The organism is Shewanella colwelliana ATCC 39565 (assembly GCF_000518705.1).
Lineage (GTDB): Bacteria > Pseudomonadota > Gammaproteobacteria > Enterobacterales > Shewanellaceae > Shewanella > Shewanella colwelliana.
This window is the reverse complement of sequence record NZ_JAEC01000024.1, coordinates 39,224-62,686: the sequence shown is the minus strand read 5'-3', so window position 1 is coordinate 62,686 and position 23,463 is coordinate 39,224. Positions and strand designations below refer to the sequence as shown.

Here is a 23,463-nt window from a genome sequence, read left to right as displayed (position 1 = left end):
AGCCTCATCAAGGGAAGGTCACGCGTTATGCGTTATCGTCTTCAGATGGTGGTTCGGGGAGTTTAACTCTGAGTTGAACCAATCTGCGAGTGTCAGCGCTAATCACCTTAAACTCTATATCATCGATAGTGATTTTTTCATTACGTTCAGGTAGATGCCCAAATGCATGAGAAACTAAACCGCCTACGGTATCAAACTCTTCATCACTAAATTGAGTACCAAAGGTTTCGTTGAAGTCTTCGATTGGCGTCAATGCTTTAAGCATATAGATCTGCTTACCAACTTTGCGTATCTCAGTTTCTTCTGCAGAGTCATGATCGAATTCATCTTCGATTTCACCTACGATCTCTTCAAGAATATCTTCAATGGTCACCAAGCCAGAAACACCACCATATTCATCGACTACTATAGCCATATGATAGCGTTGAGAGCGAAACTCTTTTAACAGTACATCGACACGTTTACTTTCGGGAACAACGACAGCCGGACGTATCACTTGTGCTAAGGAAAACGGCTCGTCATTGTTTTTAAAGCCGTATTGAAGCAGATCTTTGGCAAGCAAGATGCCTTCGATATGATCTTTATCTTCATTGACGACAGGGAATCGGGAGTGTGCGGAGCCGATAACGGTGGCAAGGAGTTCTTCTACCGTGTTATCTATCTTCAGCGCCACAATTTGTGCTCGTGGGATCATAATGTCACGCACGCGCAGATCGGAGACTTCTAAAACACCTTTAATCATCTCGCGAGTATCTTCGCTAATCACTTCTCTTAGCTCAGCATCGTGGATAACATCCACTAATTCATCGCGACTCTGTGGTTCGCCCTGGAATAACTGACTGAATTTTTCTAACCAGCCCTTCTTTTGGGCGTTGGTACTCGGTGGGATATCGTCACTCATAGTAGTTTCTTGACCAAATAGGTCAACTATTGTTCCTTGTATGGGTTTGGAAAGCCAATGCTTTCAATTAGTTGAGTCTCTAAAGACTCCATCTCTTCAGCTTCCGCATCATCGATATGATCATACCCTAGCAGATGCAGGCAACCATGTACAACCATGTGCGCCCAGTGTGACTCTAAGGTCTTGTTTTGCTGTAAGGCTTCGGTCTCAACAACAGGTACACAAATGACCAGATCACCTAAAAGAGGCAGCTCGACTTCAGCAGGAGATTCGAACGGAAATGATAGCACATTTGTGGGCTTGTCTTTACCACGATAGGTGTGATTGAGCATCTGGCTTTCACGTTTATCGACAAGCCTTATGGTCATCTCTGCCACCGGCATGGTATTACCCAGTGCTAGGCGCACCCAAGTCTCAAATTGTCCCTGGCTTGGCAGTCTGTCGCTATCTATGGCGATTTGTAGATCTAAGGCTAAATTAAGCGGATTAACATCATACGTCATGATGAGTGCTTTCCTCTGTTTTATACTGGCGTTCTCGTTTGGCTTTTTCGCTGGCCTCTTTCTGTTCATGGGCTTCATAGGCTTCAACGATTCGTGCGACAACGGGGTGACGTACCACATCTTTGGCTTGGAAGAAGTTAAAGCTGACTTCATCTACGCCGCTGAGCACCTCAATAGCGTGGCGCAGGCCAGACTTTTGATGTTTTGGTAGATCGATCTGCGTGATATCCCCCGTGATCACCGCCCGAGAGTTAAAGCCGATACGAGTCAAAAACATCTTCATCTGCTCAACGGTGGTGTTTTGGCTCTCATCTAAAATGATGAATGCATCATTTAGCGTTCGCCCACGCATGTAAGCTAGTGGTGCGACTTCAATGACACTGCGTTCAATGAGACGCTCGACTTTTTCAAAGCCCATCATTTCAAATAGGGCGTCATATAGTGGACGCAGATAAGGGTCGACCTTCTGGCTTAAATCACCCGGTAAGAAGCCCAATTTTTCTCCCGCTTCAACCGCTGGACGGGTCAGGAGAATACGCCTAACCTCTTGGCGTTCCAGTGCGTCAACTGCCGCAGCAACGGCAAGATAGGTTTTACCTGTACCTGCTGGGCCAATACCAAAGCTAATGTCATGGCGCACGATATTGGCGACATAGTCACTCTGGTTTGGGTTGCGTGGCTTAACAACGCCGCGCTTGGTTTTGATATAAAGTTCTTTGTCATCACGAGGGGCCTCAGCTTCTAATGCAATCGCCTCCTGAATAGCAACATGAACGGTATCGGGCTCTAGGTCGGGTGTACTCCCACGAACTGGTTGTGTTTCGACGTAAAGCTCTTTGAGCAAATTATTAACGGTAAGGCAGTTTCTGGCTTGGCCGACAATTTGGAAGTGATTGTTTCGGTAATTAATCTCAACACCAATGCGGCGCTCAAGTTGTTTAATATTATCGTCAAAAGGTCCGCAAAGTGATGCAAGTCTGCGGTTATCAGAAGGCTCTAAGTAGAGGTTTAGGGTGGTTAATTTATTTGACAAAAATAGCTCCAAATGATGTTTGTCTTATCCACGACTTGGGTCAATAGATGATATTGACAGTTTACGAGGCATTAGTTGGAAATGCTAACCCATTTTTAGATTATTCGCATCGGCATCTGAGACGCTTGTGCTGCCGAGTATCGATAAAAAAAGCGGCTAATGAATCAGCCGCTTTTTATTGATTTCTGTCCCGACTTAGGGGATATATTGGGTCACGCCTAAGTCATCATCTTTCTTATGTTTGGCTAAGATGTCAGACGGGCGAAGGTTACGGCGTAAGTCCATCTCATCCTCACCGCGGATAAAGGTGCCGCGAAGCGAGTTGGTGTAGACATCGACAATTTCCACATCAACAAAGCTACCAATATGCTTCGGATCGGCTTCGAAGTTAACTACTCGGCTATTTTCGGTACGGCCGCGAAGTTCCATTGGGTTTTTCACCGATGGGCCTTCAACCAAAATGCGCTGAACAGTACCTAGCATTTGACGGCTGTAACGCATCGCTTGTTGAGTAATGCGATCTTGCAAAATAGCAAGACGCTCTTTCTTCTCTTCAAGTGATACATCATCCGGTAGATCTGCCGCAGGTGTACCTGGACGTGCACTATAGATAAAGCTGAAGCTGTGGTCGAACTGTACATCTTCAATGAGCTTCATCGTATCTGCAAAATCTTGCTTAGATTCACCAGGGAAACCTATGATGAAGTCGGAGCTAATCTGGATATCTGGACGAGCCTTACGCAGGCGACGGATGATTGACTTATATTCAATCGCCATGTGGCCACGTTTCATCTGGGTCAAAATCAGGTCTGAACCCGACTGAACTGGTAGATGTAAAAAGCTCACTAACTCTGGCGTGTCTTCATATACATCGATGATGTCTTGGGTAAACTCTATCGGATGGCTGGTCGTAAAACGAATGCGATCGATACCATCGATGGCCGCAACATAACGTAATAGTTCCGCAAAAGTACAGATATCATCATCATGGGTCGCACCGCGGAAAGCGTTAACATTTTGGCCAAGCAGATTGACTTCACGTACACCTTGGGCCGCGAGTTGCGCGACCTCTAAGATCACATCATCAACGGGACGACTGACCTCTTCACCGCGGGTATAGGGGACTACGCAGAAAGAGCAGTACTTGCTACAACCTTCCATAATCGATACAAACGCGCTTGGACCCTCGGCACGCGGCTCAGGTAGACGGTCGAACTTCTCAATCTCAGGGAAGCTCACGTCAATAACAGCCTTACCACCTTGTTGAATTTGATCGATCATTTCTGGCAGGCGATGCAAGGTTTGCGGACCAAAAATAAGGTCAACGCATTGCGCACGCTCTTTGATTGCCTTGCCTTCTTGAGAGGCAACGCAGCCACCGACACCAATGATCAGGTTCGGATTTTTGTCTTTTAAGGTTTTCCAGCGACCAAGCTGGTGAAACACTTTCTCTTGTGCTTTTTCACGAATAGAGCAGGTATTAAGCAAAAGTACGTCTGCTTCTTCAGCTTCTTCGGTTAAGGTGTAACCTTGATATTCGTCTAATAGGTCGGCCATCTTTGATGAGTCATACTCATTCATCTGACAGCCCCAAGTTTTAATATGGAGTTTCTTACTCATCAGTTTTGCGCCGTGGTTGCCACTACAGGGAAAAATAGCGCGACATTTTACCCTTTGAGCGCAACGCTGGCTAGCTTTTGCACCGACTATCTTAGAAATTACTCTGGGCTAAGGCTTTTTTCTGTTGGCATAACCGCTATCTCAGTCATTTTGTGCGTTTGTGAGCGATTAAAGGCCTTAGCCATAGCATGGCTATTGTGTTTAGCCTGATGGTAAATACTCGATTGAATTTCGCTACGGTAGTGGCCGAGTAATTCAATAGTATATTGATATAGGGCATAATCTAGCGGTGCACGGTAGGTTATAGTCATTTTTTCCATTTCAGGATTGGTTTGCGCTGACGCTGCTGCAGGAAAAAGTGACGCCGCTAAAATAACTGTTGCTGTGATAATCGTTTTCATAGGGTACTCCGTTACGCGGTTTAGGGTGGTTGACCGATAGTCTGTGTAGCGTTTAGATGCAGTGTAAAGTAGAAAAACGTACTTAATTCGCATGCTTTGTAACCGATTGTGAGTGTTTCCTGTGCCAGCAACATTTGTATACGCAATCGACGATGCAGACATATTTAGACATAGAGCCATGGAGCAAATATTGGTGAGCCAGAACGACAAGCAGCAGTTTGATAAGGATGTGGTGATCTTAGGTGGCGGAATGGTGGGGGCTGCGACGGCGATAGGCTTGGCTCAGCTGGGGCTTTCCGTTGCCGTCATTGAGGCTTACGCACCGCAGGAATATGCTGCTGAACAGCCTTTAGATCTTCGCGTGTCAGCAATTAGTGTGGCTTCCGAGCAGCTACTAAAACGCTTAGGGGCGATAGAAGCGATAGCCGCTATGCGCCAGGTCGCTTATAAAGGATTGGAGACGTGGGAACTTGATGGCTGTATCACGCAATTTCATAGTGATCAGGTTGGTGCTTCACACCTTGGGCATATCGTTGAAAATAGAGTAGTACAGTTGGCCTTATGGCAGGCATTTACCCAGCATGGCAACCTTGAGTTACTTTGCCCTATAAAAGTAGAGAGTTTTGCTCGAATAGACGACGGTGTTGCGTTGAGTCTAAGTAATGGTTCACAAATGACAACGCGGTTGTTGATTGGCGCTGATGGAGCTAACTCTCAAGTTCGTCAGTGGGCTGGAATAGGTTTGACTGGCTGGGATTATGCCCAGTCGGCGATGCTTATCAATATTGCCACTGACACAGCAGAGCAAGACGTTACGTGGCAACAATTTACCCCAACAGGGCCGCGCTCATTACTACCGTTGCCTGGCAATAATGCTTCATTAGTTTGGTATGACGATGCTAACCGTATTACGCAGTTGTCATCTTTAAGTAACGAGGCATTAGCCCAACAGATTAAACGCTGTTTTCCCGAGCGTCTCGACAGAGGCTTTAAGGTATTGTCGAAAGGGTGCTTTAAATTAACCCGTCGACACGCTCAGCGTTACTACCATGAACATGTTGTCATTCTTGGTGATGCGGCGCACACGATTAACCCGCTAGCGGGGCAAGGTGTTAACCTTGGGTTTAAAGATGTCAATGCACTGATAGATACCTTTGCAACCGCTATTGCCAATAATCGATGCTGGTGGACAACAGAGGTGTTAGCCGACTATCAATCAAAGCGTTACATCGACAATCAATTGATGATGACAACAATGGATCTGTTTTACGCAAGCTTTAGCAACAATCTATTGCCATTAAAATTACTACGCAATGGTGCCTTGAAGATGGCGAACTTAGATACGCCAATTAAGCATAAAGTACTAAAGTACGCCATGGGGTTATGAGTTTAGGGTAACCCGTTTTTTGAAGCCACTTAAATGACGATGTGATTAAGTGGCTTTATTGTTTTATTAGCCTCCAGCTTAGTGCGAACATCTTTCTATTTGCGAAATCCCCTCTATGAGATAACAAATTTGTTGCTGGCCCGATTGAGTGCTAAAATGCCGCGTTTTTATTTACGCGCTTGCGAGATAGGCAAAGATTCTATGGGCAATATAAAACTGATTGTTGGGCTTGCTAATCCCGGTGATAAATATGAGCAAACTCGGCACAACGCAGGCGCTTGGTATGTCAATGAGTTAGCAAGAGTGTGTGGTGTTAGCCTTGTGCCAGATAGCAAATATTATGGATTGACTGCTAGAGCAACACTTTATGGTAAGGATGTTAGATTACTTATCCCAACGACTTTCATGAATTTGAGCGGGAAATCAGTGGGTGCATTGGCGAATTTTTTTCGTATTGAACCTGAGGAGATCCTTGTGGCGCATGATGAGCTTGATATGCCCCCAGGTGTTGCTAAGTTTAAATTAGGTGGTGGTCATGGTGGTCATAATGGCCTTAAAGATATCATCGCTAAGCTTGCTAATGATAAAGGTTTCTACCGATTAAGAATCGGTATCGGTCACCCAGGAGACAAGAGTCTCGTGAGTAACTATGTATTAGGTAAAGCACCACAAGCAGAGCAGCGTTTGATCGAAGAGGTTATCGATGAAGCGGTTCGCGCTACAGAAGTGTTGTTTAAAGAAGATATGAGTAAGGCGATGCACAGGTTGCATTCTTACAAGGCTGGCTAAGCGATAACAAGCTAAATGTTTAATTATTGGGACAACCGATAATATTAATTGGATAAAGGTAAAGATATGGGTTTTAAATGTGGCATCGTTGGTCTTCCTAACGTAGGTAAATCGACATTGTTCAATGCGTTGACCAAGGCGGGTATCGAAGCGTCAAACTTCCCGTTTTGTACGATTGAACCTAATACTGGTGTTGTGCCTGTGCCGGACCTTCGTCTAGAAGCATTGGCTGCAATCGTTAATCCGGAACGCGTCTTACCAACAACCATGGAGTTTATTGATATTGCGGGTCTTGTGGCTGGCGCATCGAAAGGTGAAGGTTTAGGTAATAAGTTCCTGGCTAATATTCGCGAAACTGATGCAATCGGTCACGTTGTTCGTTGTTTCGAAGATGACAACATAGTGCACGTTGCTAACAAAGTATCACCAGCCAGTGATATTGAAGTGATCAACACTGAGCTAGCGCTTGCTGATCTCGACTCATGTGAGCGCGCGATTACCCGCCAACAGAAGCGTGCAAAAGGCGGCGATCAAGAAGCTAAGTTTGAAGTGAGCGTCCTTGAAAAAATGCGCCCAGTGTTGGATGAAGGCCATATGCTGCGCTCGATGGATTTAAGTAAAGAGGAGTTAGCTGCGGTTGCTTACCTTAACTTCCTTACGCTTAAACCAACTATGTATATTGCTAACGTGTCTGAAGATGGTTTTGAAAACAACCCACATCTCGACACGGTTCGTGACATTGCAGCAAAAGAGAACGCTGTAGTTGTTGCGGTATGTGCGGCTATCGAATCTGAATTGGCTGAAATGGATGCCGAAGATCGCCAAGAGTTTATGGCTGATTTAGGACTAGAAGAGCCCGGTCTTGATCGCGTGATCCGCGCTGGTTACGAGCTACTTGATCTACACACTTATTTTACAGCAGGTGTTAAAGAGGTTCGTGCATGGACAGTACGTGTTGGTGCGAGTGCACCGCAGGCTGCTGGTGTTATTCATACTGACTTTGAGCGGGGTTTCATTCGCGCGCAAGTGATGTCTTATGATGATTTCATTGCCTATAAAGGCGAAGCCGGTGCAAAAGAAGCGGGTAAGCTGCGCGTTGAGGGTAAAACCTACGTGGTGAAAGATGGCGACGTGATGCATTTCTTATTTAACGTCTGATTTTTTCTCGCATTAAGCGAGAAAATTGTGCAGCGAGATAACAGGTCCAATCATCTTATTGGGCCTTTTTTGTATTTAATGAATAAGCGGAATCGCTGAAAAACGCGGTTTCATGGCATTTTTTGGATAACTGCTGCTCACTTTGGCGAGTTTATAGGCGAACAACCTAGATAGTTTAATATTGCGAAAAAAAGCTGTTGACCTGCCTACGCTGAATAAGCATAATACGCCCCGTTCCTCAGCAAGAGGGACATGTAAGAAAAGATGGCAATGTAGCTCAGCTGGTTAGAGCACAGCACTCATAATGCTGGGGTCGCAGGTTCAAGTCCCGCCATTGCTACCATCTTCTCTAAGATGTAAAACTAGAGATTAGCCGACTAGTTGATAAATTTAATTTATTTAAATTATCAGAAATAGGGTTGGCAACATCTTAATCAAGATGTAAAACTAGATGCAGTGCGGGAGTGGTGGAATTGGTAGACACGCCAGATTTAGGTTCTGGTGCCGTAAGGTGTGAGAGTTCAAGTCTCTCTTCCCGTACCATTTATTTTTAGTTAGAGATTGTATAGTCTTTAACATGAAGCAAGATTGATTGGGGTATCGCCAAGCGGTAAGGCACCGGGTTTTGATCTCGGCATTCCCAGGTTCGAATCCTGGTACCCCAGCCATTTATCTTTAAGATAAATGTGGCAATGTAGCTCAGCTGGTTAGAGCACAGCACTCATAATGCTGGGGTCGCAGGTTCAAGTCCCGCCATTGCTACCATCTTCTTCATGATGTAAAAAGGAAGATGTAGCGGTAAGGACTCTGTCCCGATTATGGCTAACATCTTAATCAAGATGTAAAACTAGATGCAGTGCGGGAGTGGTGGAATTGGTAGACACGCCAGATTTAGGTTCTGGTGCCGTAAGGTGTGAGAGTTCAAGTCTCTCTTCCCGTACCATTTATTTTTAGTTAGAGATTGTCTATCTTTAACAATATGCAAGTTAGATTGGGGTATCGCCAAGCGGTAAGGCACCGGGTTTTGATCTCGGCATTCCCAGGTTCAAATCCTGGTACCCCAGCCATATTATCTTCATCAAGATATAAAACATGATGTGCGAGTACAACTCGTTATCTTTGTCAGGATATAAAACTAGATGCAGTGCGGGAGTGGTGGAATTGGTAGACACGCCAGATTTAGGTTCTGGTGCCGTAAGGTGTGAGAGTTCAAGTCTCTCTTCCCGTACCATTATTAAAAACAAAAAAGCCCATCTTTGATGGGCTTTTTTGTGCCTGCAACTTAGAAAATATGAGACGCGGCATGTCAATCAGTATAAAGCGTGATAGCTAATCGAGAGTTTAGTGCTTCGTAGGGAATGTTAATCAAATAATCCTTGGCTCTTACGCCCTTAGCAACAGCTCAATGGCTTGCTTTATTTTCTGAATCTCTTAAGTTCCCGGAAATGCGCCAAAGGTTCCCTTCTTTACTAAGCACTCTATCAGGGCTGCCATAACATCGACTTTTAGCGGGGATGTGATGAATAGCTTAAGTCTGTAAGCTGCATCTAGCCAATTGTTGATTGTAACAATGGACGTGGGTAGTTGAATTAGATGTACACTCGTTAACACACCATTGAAACGTTAGAATTCTCTTGTAATAGCATTCCTTACTAACACTTAGTCATTATTGCCCATTCTCTATGACATGAAGAGATCACTCTTTTTGTATCACCGATGAAGTTGTTCCAAGCATCTGAGTAGGCTGCAACGTTTTCCGGTTGATTTCAATAAATAATGCCTAACATTGACACTGCTAATTGAGGTGTTTTGCCCCTGATGCACCACAAATTTATAGTAGTGAAGGGATTTATTTCTCGGTGGGAAATAACAAGCTGACGTTAAAATCCTAATGCTTGGTAACAAATCACCCTTTTGTTAACTTTTGTTAGCTGCTTTAGTGCTAGCAATCACGCTTTCTTTATGTTTAATAGCAACCTTATAACTTTGGTTGTCACATTTATTAACTGTTATTGGTATGGTTGTTAACAATGCAGGCTTTATTTGTGCAGTGTTTCTCGTTGGAAAATTTGTTCTAAAATGCAACCGAGATGATCACACTTTAATTTCACGCGCTTAGTTACATTTCACTTGCCCCAATAAAGAGGGCAAAATATAAGTGAGTGGAGCTGATGATGAAACGAGTCGATATAAAAGTTGCTACGTTAGCAGCCTTCATTGGACTGGCCTTAACGGGTTGTTCCGGTGATGATGGACAAAATGGTAAAGATGGCGAATCCGGAACACCAGGACTTCCTGGCATTCCTGTGGCAACAGATGCAAAAGCGTTAACTGTAGCGGTGGATAAGATTGCTGTCGGGGCGCAGTCTGACATTACATTTACGGTCACCAATGAAAAAGATCTGCCTGTTGTTGGTTTAGAGAAGTTCGGTTTTATCCTATCTGGTTTAGAGCTAGGTACTGAAGGAGATGCAAACAGCTGGAAGCTATTGAGCTCTGAAGCATGTCCTGCAAGCAAGTACGCTAAGTGCGGTAGCTTGGTTGATAACAAAGACGGTAGCTATACTTATAGTTTTGAGAAAGATGTTACGGCTGAGAGCGCTTTTGCCATTACCGAAGAAAAGACATTAAGACTGGTAATGAGAACTGGTGGTGAAGCTGTTGGGGCAACAGAGCTTAGCTATGAGAATATGCATTATGACTTTAGAGGGGCAGGTTTAGAACCACTGTATACCAAGAATGTGGTTAATAACCAGAACTGTGTAAGTTGTCACGATGACTTTACTATTCATGGTGGGAAATATACTGAAGTAGAAACTTGTGTTGCTTGTCACGCAGACAACAAAGTCAGTGATATCAGCAAAGTGTTCCCAATGCTGGCTCATGAAGCTCATATCGGAGTCATCCCTGCACCAGTTGGTGGCTGTGATAATTGCCATGCCGAGAACGAACAAGCAACTGATTTTGCAAACTGGAAGAAGGTTCCTACGCAAGAAACCTGTATTACTTGTCATACAGACGTAAACTTTAAAGAGGGGATTGGTCACTGGCCATATCAAGACAATGCACAATGTGCCAATTGTCATACTTCTGGTACGTTAGAAATGGTGCATTTGTCTACTTACAAAGGACAAAACGAGCGCCGTGAAAATCTGCACTTGACCATTACCGAAGCTAAGATGGTTGATGCGCCAGAAGCAAAAGCCAATATCGATGCCAATTTAGATACTGATAAGACTGGTTATGTACAGTTGACCGTGGATATTTTGGACAAAAATGGTAACACTCGCAATGAGCAGTTAGATCTGGTTAAGTACATGTACTACGCTGAGTTCTATATCAACTGGGGTGGCCAAGATATGGGCATGGATCGCGGTAAAGTTTTGCGCGTTCACACCAACAAAGAGAACTTCCCTGGCTACGTAGATGAACCAATCGTACTCAACTATGAAAATGGTAAGACGACCTTTGAAATCGGTCCATTCGATCTTGAAGACGATTTTGATGGTGATTTGAACGACAGCTACGGCATGGTGACACCACGTATCTGGTTCTGTATCGATAAAGATGGTGAAACCATTCAAGATTGTGATGGTAAGACTGATTGGAGTAATGGTGCTGCGGGATACAACTGGCAACACTTTTTCAATAAGCAAGGGTTACTGGAAGAGCGCCCACGTCGTCAGATCGTGACTAATGAGCTCTGTGGTGACTGTCATGGTACGACTACGTCTGATGAAGGCTTTGTACAAATGACGCTGAACTGTCGTAGTTGCCATTCTGTGGTTAAGAATGATAGTACCTATTTTGGCACTACTTGTGCCTCTGGCTCAGTAGATTTAGATGGTAATGGCTCTTTAGACCCAATGATTATGATGAAGGAGCTGATGCCGCGCGGTGAACGAGATTGGACTACTGCATCGAATGCTGCTGAAGAATGTGTGGCTTGTCATAACGCCAACAATATGCCAACTCAGGTCATCCGTAATTCGCAAACCAAGCAAGGTGATGAGGACTATGTCGAACAGTTGACCATGAGTCATCCTGATCAGAAGGTCTGGATCCATGCGATGCATGCTAACAACCGTGCTAACCAAAGTGGTGAAGGGTGGAAACGGAATGTGGAATACTCTGCAGATTTAGCTAACTGTGCTAAGTGTCATATTGAAGATAGCTTCGATGCTAAGTACCTAGTGGGTCGTAAACCATTAGCGCTTGATCTTGATTACATGGATACCTATGACGGTCTTGACCCAGCAAATGGCAAAGACACTAGCGGTAACAAACGTTATGCCGTAGATGCTGTTGCTGATGCTTTTGTATCGCCAACTGCAGCTGTATGTTTGAGTTGTCACGGTAAACGAGCCGCTGAAGAGGGCGAAGATCGCCGCCAGGTTCGTAAAGACGTGGTTAGTCATATGAAACAAAACGGCGCTCAGTTTGGTGTCGAGCTTGGTCAGTATACAGGTGAAGAGTCATGTGCAGTATGTCATGATCTAACCAATCTAAAGGAGTCTCATAACCTGAAATAAGATTCTCCTCCGTGTAATATTTTTGGGCCCTAGCATTTTGTTAGGGTCTTTTTTTACGGGGATCACAAATATTACCAAAGCATTAACTGTTTAATCGGAACTCAGCATCATGTCAGGTTTAGGGTTAACAATATGCAGTAGAATATTGATTGGGGATCTACTAAAAAGTAGTAGAGGTTAGGTTGTGAAGATTTCAGAATTTTTAATTATTGATTTAGATGCCAGAGAGTTAGTCGATACTAAACATTCGACTCGCTGTGCATTATCGCTGGCTGAGTTAGAAATACTTAAAAGTCTAGTTAAACATGTGGGTGAAGTGGTTAGTAAAGAGACGCTAAATTTGGCTGGTTGGCCTGGAAGAATCGTTGCTCCTTCATCATTAACGCAATGTATGAGTAGCTTGAGAAAGAAATTACAAGGCCAAACGGATATTGAGATTAAAAACATCCCTCGCTACGGTTACAGCTTATGCGTTATCGAGCCGCTAGAAGCAGTATCTTCAGCATCGGCTGCTAGTGTGAGCCTTCTAAGTCATCAGGCATTAACGGTTACCCCTCAAGGGGCCTGTACAACCGATTATTCGAACGAGAGCGAAAGTAGGAAAAAAACCAGGCGCTACCGCATTACAGCAATTGCCCTCGTTGCCACGTTAATTGCTGGGTTGCACTTTTTTGGTGGATTGAAAGTCATTGTAAACGACTTATCGTTACTTGCTGAACCTGAAGTTGCATCGATCACTGCAAAGTCTTTGTCACTGGCGCAAAACGAATCCTTGCTACATACAGTGCAATTAGATGGCCAGACAAAAAATATGGCAACAAAGGATGTGATTGAAAATTGGTTTAACTACGACGGTGTTTTTAAAAACTCTACTGAAAAACAGTTGTTTGCATTTGAAAATGGCCGTTACGAATCGGTCGCATTATGTAACCAGTTTAACGGCAGTTGTATTGACAATCAGCCACTCAATTTAGTCACTGATGTAAGCACTTCCATGCCTCCACTTGATATTCAATGGTTAGCGGATACTAAGCTCAGAATGGAACAAGTGACCTACAATAATATCCTTTTAGATGAATTTGCCCCCGCAGATAAAGGGCTGGTTGAAGACGTATATAGAGCTGATGTTTATTACTACTCAGAGAGTAAGAATGTGGTCCGTGCAGATGTTCGGTTGTCATTGATCTTTGACTCTGTAAATAGAGGTAAGCTAGTTGCGGCAGCCTGTATCACCGATGATATGCTCAAAGAGATTTCCATTCGCTATCAGTTTAGCGGTGAGTTTAAGGTGTCACAAAGCGAAGTCGATGGTAAAGCCGTTAGCACTTTTCTTGTAGATGTAGATGATCGCTCCTTCACTAGTCCGCAGCAGATCTCAAAAGAGTCAGCCACCATATATCGAGAGATCCGCAAAAATGTACTGCAGAACGAGCGGATGGTTTTACGGCAAATTTATCAAGATGATGATAGCGGTGTGTGGATGCTGCCGTTATGGGGGGAGACTATGGTGTGGGCCCACAGAGAGCAAGTTTCACTCTAACTTAGCTTGAACGCTGTTAATATTTGATTTCTAAATCAGCGCATAAAAAAACGCACTCAATGGAGTGCGTTTTTTATTTCAGCATTAAAGCTAATCGAATAAAGATTAGTGCTTAAACATTGCTGAAATTGACTCTTCGTTGCTGACGCGACGAATGGCTTCAGCCATAACCGTAGACATTGTCAACTGGGTGACTTTATCGAGTGCTGCAATTTCAGCACTTAGTGGAATGGTATCGGTAACAATAACTTCATCGATCACTGACTCTGCAATGTTTTTAGCTGCATTGTCAGAGAATACTGGGTGAGTGGCATAAGCGAAGACGCGGTTTGCACCGTGTTCTTTCAAAGCTTCAGCAGCTTTACAAAGCGTGCCACCAGTATCGATCATATCATCAACGATGATGCAGTCACGACCTTGAACATCACCAATAATATGCATTACTTGTGCAACGTTCGCTTGCGGGCGACGTTTATCGATAATCGCGAGATCTGAGTCGTCGAGCAGTTTAGCGACCGCGCGAGCACGCACAACGCCACCAATGTCTGGTGATACGACAACTGGGTTATCTAGGTTCTTCGCTAACATATCTTCTAACAGTACTGGGCTACCAAATACGTTATCTACAGGGACATCGAAGAAGCCTTGAATTTGCTCTGCGTGAAGATCACAAGTCAAGACGCGGTCTACACCTACGCTTGATAGAAAATCAGCAACAACTTTAGCGGTGATCGGTACACGCGCACTGCGTACACGGCGATCTTGACGAGCATAACCAAAGTAAGGAATTACCGCGGTAATACGGCCGGCAGATGCACGACGTAGCGCATCAACCATAACGATAAGTTCCATCAAGTTATCGTTAGTCGGCGCACAAGTAGATTGAATGATGAATACATCCGCCCCACGTACATTTTCGTTAATCTGAACACTGATTTCACCGTCGCTGAAAACGCCAACCTCAGCGTCTCCAAGTTTACAAAATAGACGATCCGCTATCTTCTTTGCGAGACTGGGTGTTGCGTTACCGGCAAATAGTTTAATGTCAGGCACTGTATGAACCTCAGGCGTATGCTTTATGATAATGATCGGGATAAATAGCCTTATCCCGCATGATTTTTAGTATTGCGCTAATCGCAGCACTAATGGTGATTTATTTGTCCCTTTGGCGATAAAACCGCTCAAATCCACTGGCATTTTAGCAAAAGCATCTTCTGCCTGCTGGCGAGTATCGAAAACCCCGAAAACACATGCTCCCGTTCCGGTCATTCTGGACGGCGCATATTCTATCAGCCACGCTAATGCTTTGGCAACTTGGGGGTAAAGATTGCTGACCAGTTGTTGGCAATCATTTCGCCAGGGGTTGCTCATTAAATCGGCTAGGTTAAGCTTGGGTGTATCGCGGGGTAATGCTGGATCTTGGAAGATTAATGCTGTAGAAACATGTACGTTTGGCGTGATAACCAAGTACCAAGGCTCAGCGACATCTACTGCTTGAAGGTGCTCGCCAACACCTTCTGCAAAAGCGGCTAAACCATTAATAAATACAGGGACATCAGCGCCTAGAGAGAGACCGATATCAGCTAGTTTTTGGCTTGATAATCCGGTTTGCCATAAGTGATTTAACGCTACCAGTGTCGTGGCTGCATCCGATGAGCCGCCACCTATTCCACCTCCCATCGGTAAGCGTTTATCTAGCCAAATCTCAGCGCCAAGCGTCGTTTGAGTGACCTCTTGTAGCGATTTTGCAGCTTTCAGAATTAAGTTATCGCTATGTGCGACAACATCATTCATTGATGAGTGCAAAGTGAGCGTTCCTGTATCGTTAACGGCAAAGTCGAGATAATCGCAATGGTCAATGAATTGAAATAGTGTCTGCAACTCATGATAGCCATCGGCTCGGCGACCATTGATATGCAGAAATAGGTTAAGTTTTGCCGGTGCCGGCCAATGGTTGGAGCGATTGTCTTTCATAATTTATCCAGCATTGTTTGGTGTGGGAGCCAATGCTTGCCATTGGTTAATTTGTATTTTTAGTCGAACATCGTCACGTGAGAGTTGTAATAATCTAGGAAGCTGTGCACCACTTTGTACTTGCCAGCTATTAAAGGTGACTTGCCAAGGTGAGGGGGAGTTGGTGCTACGAGCACTGATTGGCCGTAATTGTTCATCTTGGCTAAGCAGTTCATCGCTAGGCGATATCTGTCCCGTGATCCATAAAGGGAGGGTTGCGACTGGAATTGACCAACCGGTTAATCGCTTTAATAGGCGTTCAGCATCTGTGTCGTGGTAGGTTTTTCCGTCCAATTCTAATGTTGACCCTGTGCTATCACTGGTCAAGGACATTACTGTGGTGCCAAGCATAGTGGTTAACCGCAGCTCATTACTTGCCTGGGTATGCAGCCAATATAGATTGGTACTAAATTTGTCATCGCTGGTGCGAACGGCGAGTTTACCTTGCATCTCCCAAGCTGAGGCTTGGTTAACATGGGTCACGTCGGTGGCGCTCAGATTGATTGGCACACGATTAGCGCAACCTGTGAGTGTTAGGAGGGTGAATCCTACTAGGGTGACAGCCATTTTTGTGAAGTAGTTCAAATTATTCATCTATAGCCTGATTAACTAGCCCATATCATACGAGGGCTGTCTCCAAATACCAATGCTAATTGCCAAATTTCCTGCTAGCCTAGGCTAGCGTTAGCAATGACTAATTTTCATTCATTGCGGTTTTAGTCAGTTTTAAGGCCATCATTAATCACGAAAGCGTGTAACAACCGAGATTATTATTCGGTTTTGTTAAGCGTATTCTGTTTTTAGTTGGTTCAATTCAGTAGAATGGCACCCAATAAGTGAGATGCCTAGAGACCAGAAAGAGTCAGATGAGCCTTGTAGCAATCGGTATTAATCATAAAACAGCCACGGTAGACCTACGCGAAAAAGTAGCGTTTGCGCCTGATAGAATTCATGATGCGATGAAAAGCTTAGCCAGCCACACTAAGACTGGTGAAGCGGTGATCGTCTCTACCTGTAATCGTACCGAACTTTACTGCAATACGGGTGAAGAAGAGGCGGTGATCGCATGGCTAGAAGAGTATCACCAACTCGCTCATGAAGATGTATTGCCCTGCTTGTATAAATATCAGGGGCAAGAAGTTGTGCAGCACCTGATGCGAGTGTCAGCAGGCCTTGATTCACTCATTTTGGGTGAACCTCAGATTCTTGGCCAAGTGAAGCAGTCCTTTGTGAAGGCTAAAGAAGCTGGAACGGTAGCGGTCACTATGGACCGTTTATTTCAAAATACCTTTTCTGTTGCCAAAAAAGTCCGCACTGAAACTGAGATTGGCGCTGCAGCAGTATCCGTTGCGTTTGCGGCCGTCAGTATGGCTAAACATATCTTCTCTGCACTGAGCGCCACAAAAGTACTGCTGATTGGTGCTGGTGAAACCATAGAACTTGTTGCGCGCCATTTAAAAGACAATGGCGTTGAGACAATGACTGTTGCCAACCGTACGGTTTCACGTGCCGAAGCCATGTGTGAAGAGTTCGGTGCGACAGCAATTACACTCGAACAGATACCAGAGTATCTCCCTAAAGCCGATATCGTGATATCCTCTACCGCCAGCCCGTTACCGATCCTTGGTAAAGGCATGGTAGAAAAAGCGCTGAAGCAGCGTCGTCATCAGCCTATGTTATTGGTTGATATAGCAGTTCCTAGAGATATTGAAGCTGAAGTGGGGGATCTTGATGATGCCTTCCTGTACACGGTTGACGACCTGCAAAGTATCATTGAACAGAATATGGCCTCTCGAAGAGAGGCTGCCGAGCAAGCTGAGATAATTGTTGAAGAGGAATCTCATCTTTTCATGGAGTGGATCCGATCGTTAGAGTCGGTCGACAGCATCCGTGAGTACCGCACCCAAAGTATGGCGGTAAAAGATGAACTGGTTGAGCGAGCAATCAATAAGTTAGCCCAAGGCGGTGATAGCGAACAGCTAATACTGGAATTGGCCAATAAGCTAACCAATAAATTGATCCATGCCCCAACTCAGGCTCTGACTGCTGCAAGCCGCCGAGGCGACTTAAACAGCATAGGACAATTGCGCACAGCACTTGGATTAGATAAAGACTAAGGTTAGCGTTGGAATGAAGGACAGTGTTATTCGCAAGCTCGAAGGCTTGCTTGAGCGTAATGAAGAAGTGTTGGCGCTGCTGAGCGATCCGAGCATCATTGCCGATCAGGAGCGTTTTCGCGCTCTGTCCAAAGAGTACTCTCAACTTGAAGATGTGGTAAGAACGTTCAAAGCCTATCAGCAAGCTGAAGAAGATATTGAATCAGCTAAAGAGATGTTAAGCGAAGATGATGCTGATCTCAAAGAGATGGCGCAAGAGGAGATAAAAGAGGCTAAAGCCACTTTAGAAACCCTCGAAGCTGAGCTGCAAATTCTGCTGCTTCCTAAAGATCCTAAAGATGATAATAACGCTTTCGTTGAGATCCGAGCAGGAGCTGGTGGCGACGAAGCTGCTATTTTTGCTGGTGATCTATACCGTATGTACAGCCGCTATTGTGAAGCCAATCGTTGGCAAATCGAAGTCATGACTCTCAATGAAGGTGAGCATGGTGGCTTTAAAGAGATTATCGTTAAAGTCTCTGGTGAAGGTGTCTTCGGTAAGCTCAAGTTTGAGTCGGGTGGACACCGTGTTCAGCGTGTACCAGAAACTGAATCTCAGGGGCGTGTGCATACCTCAGCTTGTACTGTCGTCGTTATGCCTGAAGTTCCAGAAGCTGAAGCCATTTCAATTAACCCTGCTGATTTAAAGGTTGATACCTTCCGCGCTTCAGGTGCGGGTGGACAGCACGTTAACAAAACCGATTCTGCGATTCGTATTACCCATATTCCGTCGGGCATCATTGTTGAGTGCCAAGATCAACGTTCACAACACAAGAACCGTGCCCAAGCAATGAGTGTGCTTGCCGCGCGTATTCAAGCTGTTGAAGATGAGAAGCGCCGTAGCGAAGAGGAGACGACTCGCCGTAGTTTGGTGGCCAGTGGTGATCGTTCTGAGCGTGTTCGCACCTATAATTACCCACAAGGTCGCGTGAGTGAGCATCGCATAAATTTGACCCTTTACCGTCTGAATGAGGTGATGGAAGGCGATTTGAACGCGATTATTGAGCCGCTTATGCAGGAAAACCAAGCCGACATGTTAGCAGCGTTAGGCGAAGATTAATCTTCGTCAACTAACAAGGCTTTTAAGGATATTCTTTGTTTCAGACACTATCTGAAGCCCTAGATTGGGCTTCATCTCAACTCGTTGAGATCTCAGACAGTGCAAAGCTTGACGCTGAAGTCATGCTGCTGCATATCATTCATAAGCAACGTAGCTATCTCTATACCTGGCCAGATGAACGTTTGACCTCCGAGCAGGTGACGGCCTTTAAAAAGATGGTCAGCAGACGGCTTATCGGTACGCCCATTGCGCATATCGTTGGTGAGCGCGAGTTTTGGTCATTGCCATTTATGGTAAACGCTACCACGCTTATTCCACGTCCTGATACCGAGATTTTGGTTGAAACCGCCCTCAATCTGCCCTTGGCTGATAACGCTAAGGTGCTCGATTTAGGCACAGGTACAGGGGCGATTGCCCTGTCATTGGCATTTGAGCGTAACAGCTGGCAAATGACTGCCGTGGACAAGGTCGTTGAAGCGGTCGCATTGGCAAAAGCTAATCGAGACAACTTAAAACAGCCTCAGGTAAATATTTTGCAAAGCGATTGGTTTGATGCAATCACTCAGTATGATTTCAACCTAATCGTCTCAAACCCACCTTATATCGATGAAGAGGATGAACATCTCTCTCAAGGTGATGTGAGGTTTGAGCCGCAGAGTGCATTAACCGCGGGTGAGCATGGATATGCCGACCTGTTTCATATTGCCGATTGCGCGCGAGACTATTTGGCGCCAGGCGGTTATTTGGTGCTGGAGCATGGCTTTGGCCAGGCGCTTACAGTGCGCGCCAAGATGATTGAGCTTGGGTATGAGGCTGTGGCAACAGTGAGAGACTTTGGCAGCAATGACCGTTGCACTTTAGGCCGCTGGCCGAGATAGTGGCACATTAATGCACCATTTAGCTTGGTTGTATTAGATAAATTGATAAGCTTTCAACAACTGAAAGTATGCCAGTCGTTTATACCTGAAGGTAGAAGTGTGTCTTCTACCTTCAGAATATCGTTAGGGGATGAAAATAATCTCTTTCTCAAGCAACTCGTATATTAACTCGATGGCTGAGTTTTTATCTGCGCCATTCTGACTCAACACACTGATTATCTCGCTACCCGTGAAACATGTTGTCTGTTCAGCAAGAAGCAATATTATTTGTGCTAGTAGAGGATCGGTTACCGACTGACTTTTGCTATGCCTAATCTTATAGCTCAAGCTCTCAATTCTTTGAGACTGGTTTAAGTTCCGCTTTTCCACTGAAAATGAAGCTTCAGGGTTTACCGCAAATTGACTGGACTCTAACTCAGCTATATCCACCTTCTCAGCAGCAGTATTATCAGCTTTACATATAATAAGCTCTAACTTTGGGATTTCGAATAATCTTTCAATTACTTGATATTGTTCAAATTCGCTCAACTCTCTTAGTCTTGCTAAAAGCTGAGGGTTGTTAAAACGTCTATCTACTGACCAGACATCAGGATCGATCCAACGAACAAACTTCATATTCGCCTTATCAATGAACTTCCATAGGGAAGCGACATCGTAGCTCACTTCGTTGACATTTAAGCACCTATCGACAAACTCGACATCGGGGGTTCTATAGGAACCTTGCCAATAATTGCCTTTAAAAATTGTGTTATCGGCCGCCTCTGTCAATGCTCTTGCAAGTGGTAATCTATCTTCAATTTCGTCTTTATTAGAGGAGACTATATCGATTCCTTCAATTAGTCGGTATAGAGCTTGTCGACCGAAACTACCATAGAGCATTAAAGAGATAACCCCGTGTGGCGCAAGAATATTGGACAGATTATTAAGGCCGACCTGAGGGTCTGCCAAATGGTGTAATACGCCAGACGAATAGATAATATCAAACCCTCCTGGAGGAATCTCAACTCCCTCCAATGTCATCAGGTCTGCTTGTACAAAATTAACATTGGTGAGCCCTCGAACCTCAGCATCAGCTTTCGCTTCCGCTAGACCTACACTATTAATATCAACAGCAGTAAACATTACATTGGGTTGCACTGAAGCTGCTCCGAGGACCCCTAAGCCACGTCCACACCCAGCGTCTAAAACATTCAGTTGTGTATCGGTATCTTTTTTCTTTGTCACATAACTTAAAAGTAATCTAGCATCAAAACCCGCTTTTATGGACGCATTCCCAGGTGGATAGGGATATCTTTCATACATACTTTTTACTTTTTTAGTTGTTTGATCCACGGTCCATCTCCTCATAAGGCACAATTGGTTATGCTAAAGGGTGTAAAGAAGTTTGTTGCTATCCAAAACAAGCCTGATGGCATCAAATTAGCGAAATAGCTGGATAATCAAAATTCGAGGTAAATTGATAATAGTGTTAATAGCTTAATGTTATTTAATCTATGTTACTTTAACCCCATTTGCAAAAACCTATGTCACAGCTAGGCGTTTACCCGATAGCTTACCAATGGTGAAATTGATTGTTGAGTCTCCCTGTTATTTATGCTTATGGGCGGTCATCCAATTTCCGCCTTAATCAGCATATTTTAGTTTAAACGTACATTGGGGAGTTAGCTTATCTACTCTAGACTGTAATGGTTAAATGTTAGTTTGAACACTTGATAATGTCTTTGTCATAAAATACTTGCAGCCCGTTTTAGGGTACTGCTCTTGGGTCCATTGTAGTTGATAGCCGCGGGCTTCATAGAAGGGCTTAGCCTGAAAGTTGAGGGTATCTAAAACGGCGTAAATACAACCGCGCTCTTTGGCTGTTTTCTCAGCCTCGTCGAGCAACTGACTACCGACCCGCTGACCGCGTAGTGCATCACTTACCCAAAGATTTTCAATCATTAACCAATTGCCGAAGGTACGTGCGGACAGGCCTGCAAGCAATACACCTTGTTCATTCTCTAATTTCAGGCCTAGAGGTAAGCGCTCACTGACCTCCCAATGTTGCCAATTAAACTCGGCAATTTTTTGTTTTATGGCGTCGGCGAATGTGTCTGAATTGTCGTGTGCAAAAGTTAGCGGCATAGTTTGGCTCTTCATCGGACTGTGGCTTTAGATGTTTGGGTACAGTTTATCGCGGATATTCGTTTGATGATATTGGTTATGGTGCATTGGATCAGGTACACTAGCGCCTTTGCGAGCAACGAAAGAACTTATAATGGACAGTTTATACCCAGCTATTAAGCATATTCACCTTACGTTTATTGCCCTCAGTGTGTTGTTTTTTATTGTACGTTTTGTACTGCACATCAGACAGTCGCCGATTATGGATAAGAAGTTCGTAAAAATAGCGCCTCATGTCATCGATACTTTGCTGCTGCTATCAGGTTTGACTTTATGTTTCATCATCAAACAGTATCCGTTTCAAGATGCATGGCTTACCGAAAAAATCGGTGCTGTTGTGGCGTACATATTCTTAGCGACTATCGCACTTAAAGCCAATCGAAATACCCTTTTCAAAGTGTTTGCAGCGCTTGGTGCTATTGCTTGGATCGTTTATGCGGCCAAGATTGCAATGTTTAAGCAAGCAGTATTAATGGGTTAATCAGAGCAATGATCCTTAATGATGAGCTCTCACTGCCCGAGAGTGCGTTTGACATTACCGAACATTTAGGTTTTTCGAAGAAAGACAGCGCTAAATGGGCTTGGCTTGAATTAGCAGGCGCAGTACTTAGCCATTATGTTGTCGATCGCAACGATAGATTGAATGCGCTGCTACATTGGTTTTATCAGGATTTGGGCTTTTGCGCCAGAGACTCATATTTCAGTGTAGAAGCCGCAGATTTGGCCAGTTGTATCACGACACGCCAGGGAAACAGCACCACGTTATCAGCGGTATTAATGTTGCTGGCTAAACAACTCGATTTAGTCTTAGAACCTTTGTTGTTGCCGGGGAACACAGTGTTGTGTAGCCGAATCGACAAGCAGGTGCGCTATATTGATCCGTTGACGGGGAAAGATATCACTAAGCATCAACTGCATGTGTTAGTGCGTGGTGAGTTAGGTAATGGCGCACCATTTAAGCCTCGTTACTTAAAGCCTGCTAGTCTCAAACGCGTATTGTCACGGATGATTCATGAATTAAAAGCTGGGGCTATTTTGTCCCATCAGTTTGAGAGCGCTATGGAGTGCTGTAATCTGTTGTTGCAGTGGCATAGTGATGATCTTAATTTGAATCGTGAACGGGCGTTTATAGCTCAGCAGTTAGGCTGTATCAATGTCGCAGCAGCTGACTTACAGCATTTTGTTGATAATAGTCCCCATGATCCTGTCACCGAACTGGTTAAGCTGCAATTAAAAGAGCTCAACGATGAGGTTGAGATCTATCACTAGTGTTTTAGAGGCTGAATGACGGATGGTTACAGCCTCTATTTCTTTGTTTGCTAGACGTTG

At 44.5% G+C, this 23,463-nt stretch carries 20 protein-coding genes and 7 tRNA genes; 17 read left to right on the top strand and 10 right to left on the bottom strand.

The features are described from left to right. Positions 1–25 precede the first annotated feature (25 nt). The 5 genes from corC to L876_RS21655 form a co-directional block, all read right to left on the bottom strand. On the bottom strand, positions 26–901 hold the full coding sequence (gene corC, locus L876_RS0111700; protein WP_028763978.1) for a CNNM family magnesium/cobalt transport protein CorC: 876 nt from the start codon (positions 899–901) through the stop codon (positions 26–28). Between the two features lie 26 nt (positions 902–927). Beyond that, positions 928–1,404 (bottom strand): rRNA maturation RNase YbeY, encoded by a 477-nt coding sequence (gene ybeY / locus L876_RS0111695; protein ID WP_028763977.1) that lies wholly within the window; start codon positions 1,402–1,404, stop codon positions 928–930. Further along, the gene (locus L876_RS0111690; RefSeq protein WP_028763976.1) at positions 1,394–2,437 is read right to left on the bottom strand and encodes a PhoH family protein; all 1,044 of its coding nucleotides are present in this window, start codon (positions 2,435–2,437) and stop codon (positions 1,394–1,396) included. The genes ybeY and L876_RS0111690 overlap by 11 nt, the downstream gene beginning before the upstream one ends. 195 nt (positions 2,438–2,632) lie before the next feature. Then, positions 2,633–4,057: a tRNA (N6-isopentenyl adenosine(37)-C2)-methylthiotransferase MiaB gene (miaB, locus tag L876_RS0111685; protein ID WP_028763975.1), complete on the bottom strand. Its 1,425-nt coding sequence runs from the start codon at positions 4,055–4,057 to the stop codon at positions 2,633–2,635. A 98-nt stretch (positions 4,058–4,155) separates the two neighbouring features. Continuing rightward, a complete protein-coding gene (locus L876_RS21655; protein WP_051413097.1) occupies positions 4,156–4,458 on the bottom strand; it encodes a hypothetical protein in 303 nt (100 codons plus the stop codon). Positions 4,459–4,636: 178 nt separating this feature from the next. Here L876_RS21655 and L876_RS0111675 point away from each other — a divergent pair, with 178 nt between their 5' ends. The 12 genes from L876_RS0111675 to L876_RS0111620 all read left to right on the top strand — a co-directional run bounded on the left by L876_RS0111675 (position 4,637) and on the right by L876_RS0111620 (position 13,864). Next, entirely contained in the window at positions 4,637–5,845 is a 1,209-nt protein-coding gene (locus tag L876_RS0111675; protein WP_175427343.1) for an FAD-dependent monooxygenase, read from the top strand. Between the two features lie 201 nt (positions 5,846–6,046). Beyond that, complete coding sequence (gene pth, locus L876_RS0111670) at positions 6,047–6,634, top strand: aminoacyl-tRNA hydrolase (protein WP_028763973.1); 588 nt, start codon at positions 6,047–6,049, stop codon at positions 6,632–6,634. A 66-nt stretch (positions 6,635–6,700) separates the two neighbouring features. Beyond that, entirely contained in the window at positions 6,701–7,792 is a 1,092-nt protein-coding gene (ychF, locus tag L876_RS0111665) for a redox-regulated ATPase YchF (protein WP_028763972.1), read from the top strand. Positions 7,793–8,058: 266 nt separating this feature from the next. Beyond that, positions 8,059–8,135: transfer RNA gene (locus tag L876_RS0111660), tRNA-Met, on the top strand. Positions 8,136–8,250: 115 nt separating this feature from the next. Next, a tRNA-Leu gene (locus L876_RS0111655) sits at positions 8,251–8,335 on the top strand. Positions 8,336–8,385: 50 nt separating this feature from the next. Continuing rightward, positions 8,386–8,460: transfer RNA gene (locus L876_RS0111650), tRNA-Gln, on the top strand. A 20-nt stretch (positions 8,461–8,480) separates the two neighbouring features. Beyond that, positions 8,481–8,557, top strand: a tRNA-Met gene (locus tag L876_RS0111645). 93 nt (positions 8,558–8,650) lie between these two features. Further along, positions 8,651–8,735, top strand: a tRNA-Leu gene (locus L876_RS0111640). Positions 8,736–8,784: 49 nt separating this feature from the next. Continuing rightward, a tRNA-Gln gene (locus L876_RS0111635) sits at positions 8,785–8,859 on the top strand. Positions 8,860–8,938: 79 nt separating this feature from the next. Beyond that, positions 8,939–9,023 (top strand) — tRNA-Leu (locus L876_RS0111630). 943 nt (positions 9,024–9,966) lie between these two features. After that, positions 9,967–12,324 (top strand): multiheme c-type cytochrome, encoded by a 2,358-nt coding sequence (locus L876_RS0111625; protein ID WP_028763971.1) that lies wholly within the window; start codon positions 9,967–9,969, stop codon positions 12,322–12,324. A gap of 184 nt (positions 12,325–12,508) precedes the next feature. Next, positions 12,509–13,864: a transcriptional regulator gene (locus L876_RS0111620; RefSeq protein WP_028763970.1), complete on the top strand. Its 1,356-nt coding sequence runs from the start codon at positions 12,509–12,511 to the stop codon at positions 13,862–13,864. A 105-nt stretch (positions 13,865–13,969) separates the two neighbouring features. Here L876_RS0111620 and L876_RS0111615 read toward each other — a convergent pair whose 3' ends face one another. The 3 genes from L876_RS0111615 to lolB all read right to left on the bottom strand — a co-directional run bounded on the left by L876_RS0111615 (position 13,970) and on the right by lolB (position 16,471). Further along, on the bottom strand, positions 13,970–14,917 hold the full coding sequence (locus tag L876_RS0111615) for a ribose-phosphate pyrophosphokinase (RefSeq protein ID WP_028763969.1): 948 nt from the start codon (positions 14,915–14,917) through the stop codon (positions 13,970–13,972). 66 nt (positions 14,918–14,983) lie between these two features. Beyond that, on the bottom strand, positions 14,984–15,838 hold the full coding sequence (gene ispE / locus L876_RS0111610; RefSeq protein ID WP_028763968.1) for a 4-(cytidine 5'-diphospho)-2-C-methyl-D-erythritol kinase: 855 nt from the start codon (positions 15,836–15,838) through the stop codon (positions 14,984–14,986). Positions 15,839–15,841: 3 nt separating this feature from the next. After that, entirely contained in the window at positions 15,842–16,471 is a 630-nt protein-coding gene (gene lolB, locus L876_RS0111605; protein WP_028763967.1) for a lipoprotein insertase outer membrane protein LolB, read from the bottom strand. Positions 16,472–16,743: 272 nt separating this feature from the next. Between lolB and hemA the strand changes: the two genes are divergently transcribed. From hemA to prmC, 3 genes are read left to right on the top strand one after another with little or no spacing between them, the layout of a single operon-like run. Then, a complete protein-coding gene (gene hemA / locus L876_RS0111600) occupies positions 16,744–17,994 on the top strand; it encodes a glutamyl-tRNA reductase (RefSeq protein ID WP_028763966.1) in 1,251 nt (416 codons plus the stop codon). A 13-nt stretch (positions 17,995–18,007) separates the two neighbouring features. After that, positions 18,008–19,093, top strand: a complete 1,086-nt coding sequence (gene prfA / locus L876_RS0111595) for a peptide chain release factor 1 (RefSeq protein ID WP_028763965.1) — start codon at positions 18,008–18,010, stop codon at positions 19,091–19,093. Positions 19,094–19,128: 35 nt separating this feature from the next. After that, positions 19,129–19,971 (top strand): peptide chain release factor N(5)-glutamine methyltransferase, encoded by an 843-nt coding sequence (prmC, locus tag L876_RS0111590; protein ID WP_028763964.1) that lies wholly within the window; start codon positions 19,129–19,131, stop codon positions 19,969–19,971. Positions 19,972–20,094: 123 nt separating this feature from the next. Here the strand turns inward: prmC and L876_RS0111585 are convergent, their stop codons facing one another. Next, on the bottom strand, positions 20,095–21,303 hold the full coding sequence (locus L876_RS0111585) for a class I SAM-dependent methyltransferase (RefSeq protein WP_028763963.1): 1,209 nt from the start codon (positions 21,301–21,303) through the stop codon (positions 20,095–20,097). 357 nt (positions 21,304–21,660) lie between these two features. Next, complete coding sequence (locus tag L876_RS0111580) at positions 21,661–22,095, bottom strand: GNAT family N-acetyltransferase (RefSeq protein ID WP_028763962.1); 435 nt, start codon at positions 22,093–22,095, stop codon at positions 21,661–21,663. Between the two features lie 133 nt (positions 22,096–22,228). Here L876_RS0111580 and L876_RS0111575 point away from each other — a divergent pair, with 133 nt between their 5' ends. Together L876_RS0111575 and L876_RS0111570 are read left to right on the top strand one after the other, a co-directional pair. After that, positions 22,229–22,615: a SirB2 family protein gene (locus L876_RS0111575; protein ID WP_028763961.1), complete on the top strand. Its 387-nt coding sequence runs from the start codon at positions 22,229–22,231 to the stop codon at positions 22,613–22,615. A gap of 8 nt (positions 22,616–22,623) precedes the next feature. Next, complete coding sequence (locus L876_RS0111570) at positions 22,624–23,403, top strand: transglutaminase family protein (protein WP_037428555.1); 780 nt, start codon at positions 22,624–22,626, stop codon at positions 23,401–23,403. Positions 23,404–23,463: the final 60 nt, after the last annotated feature.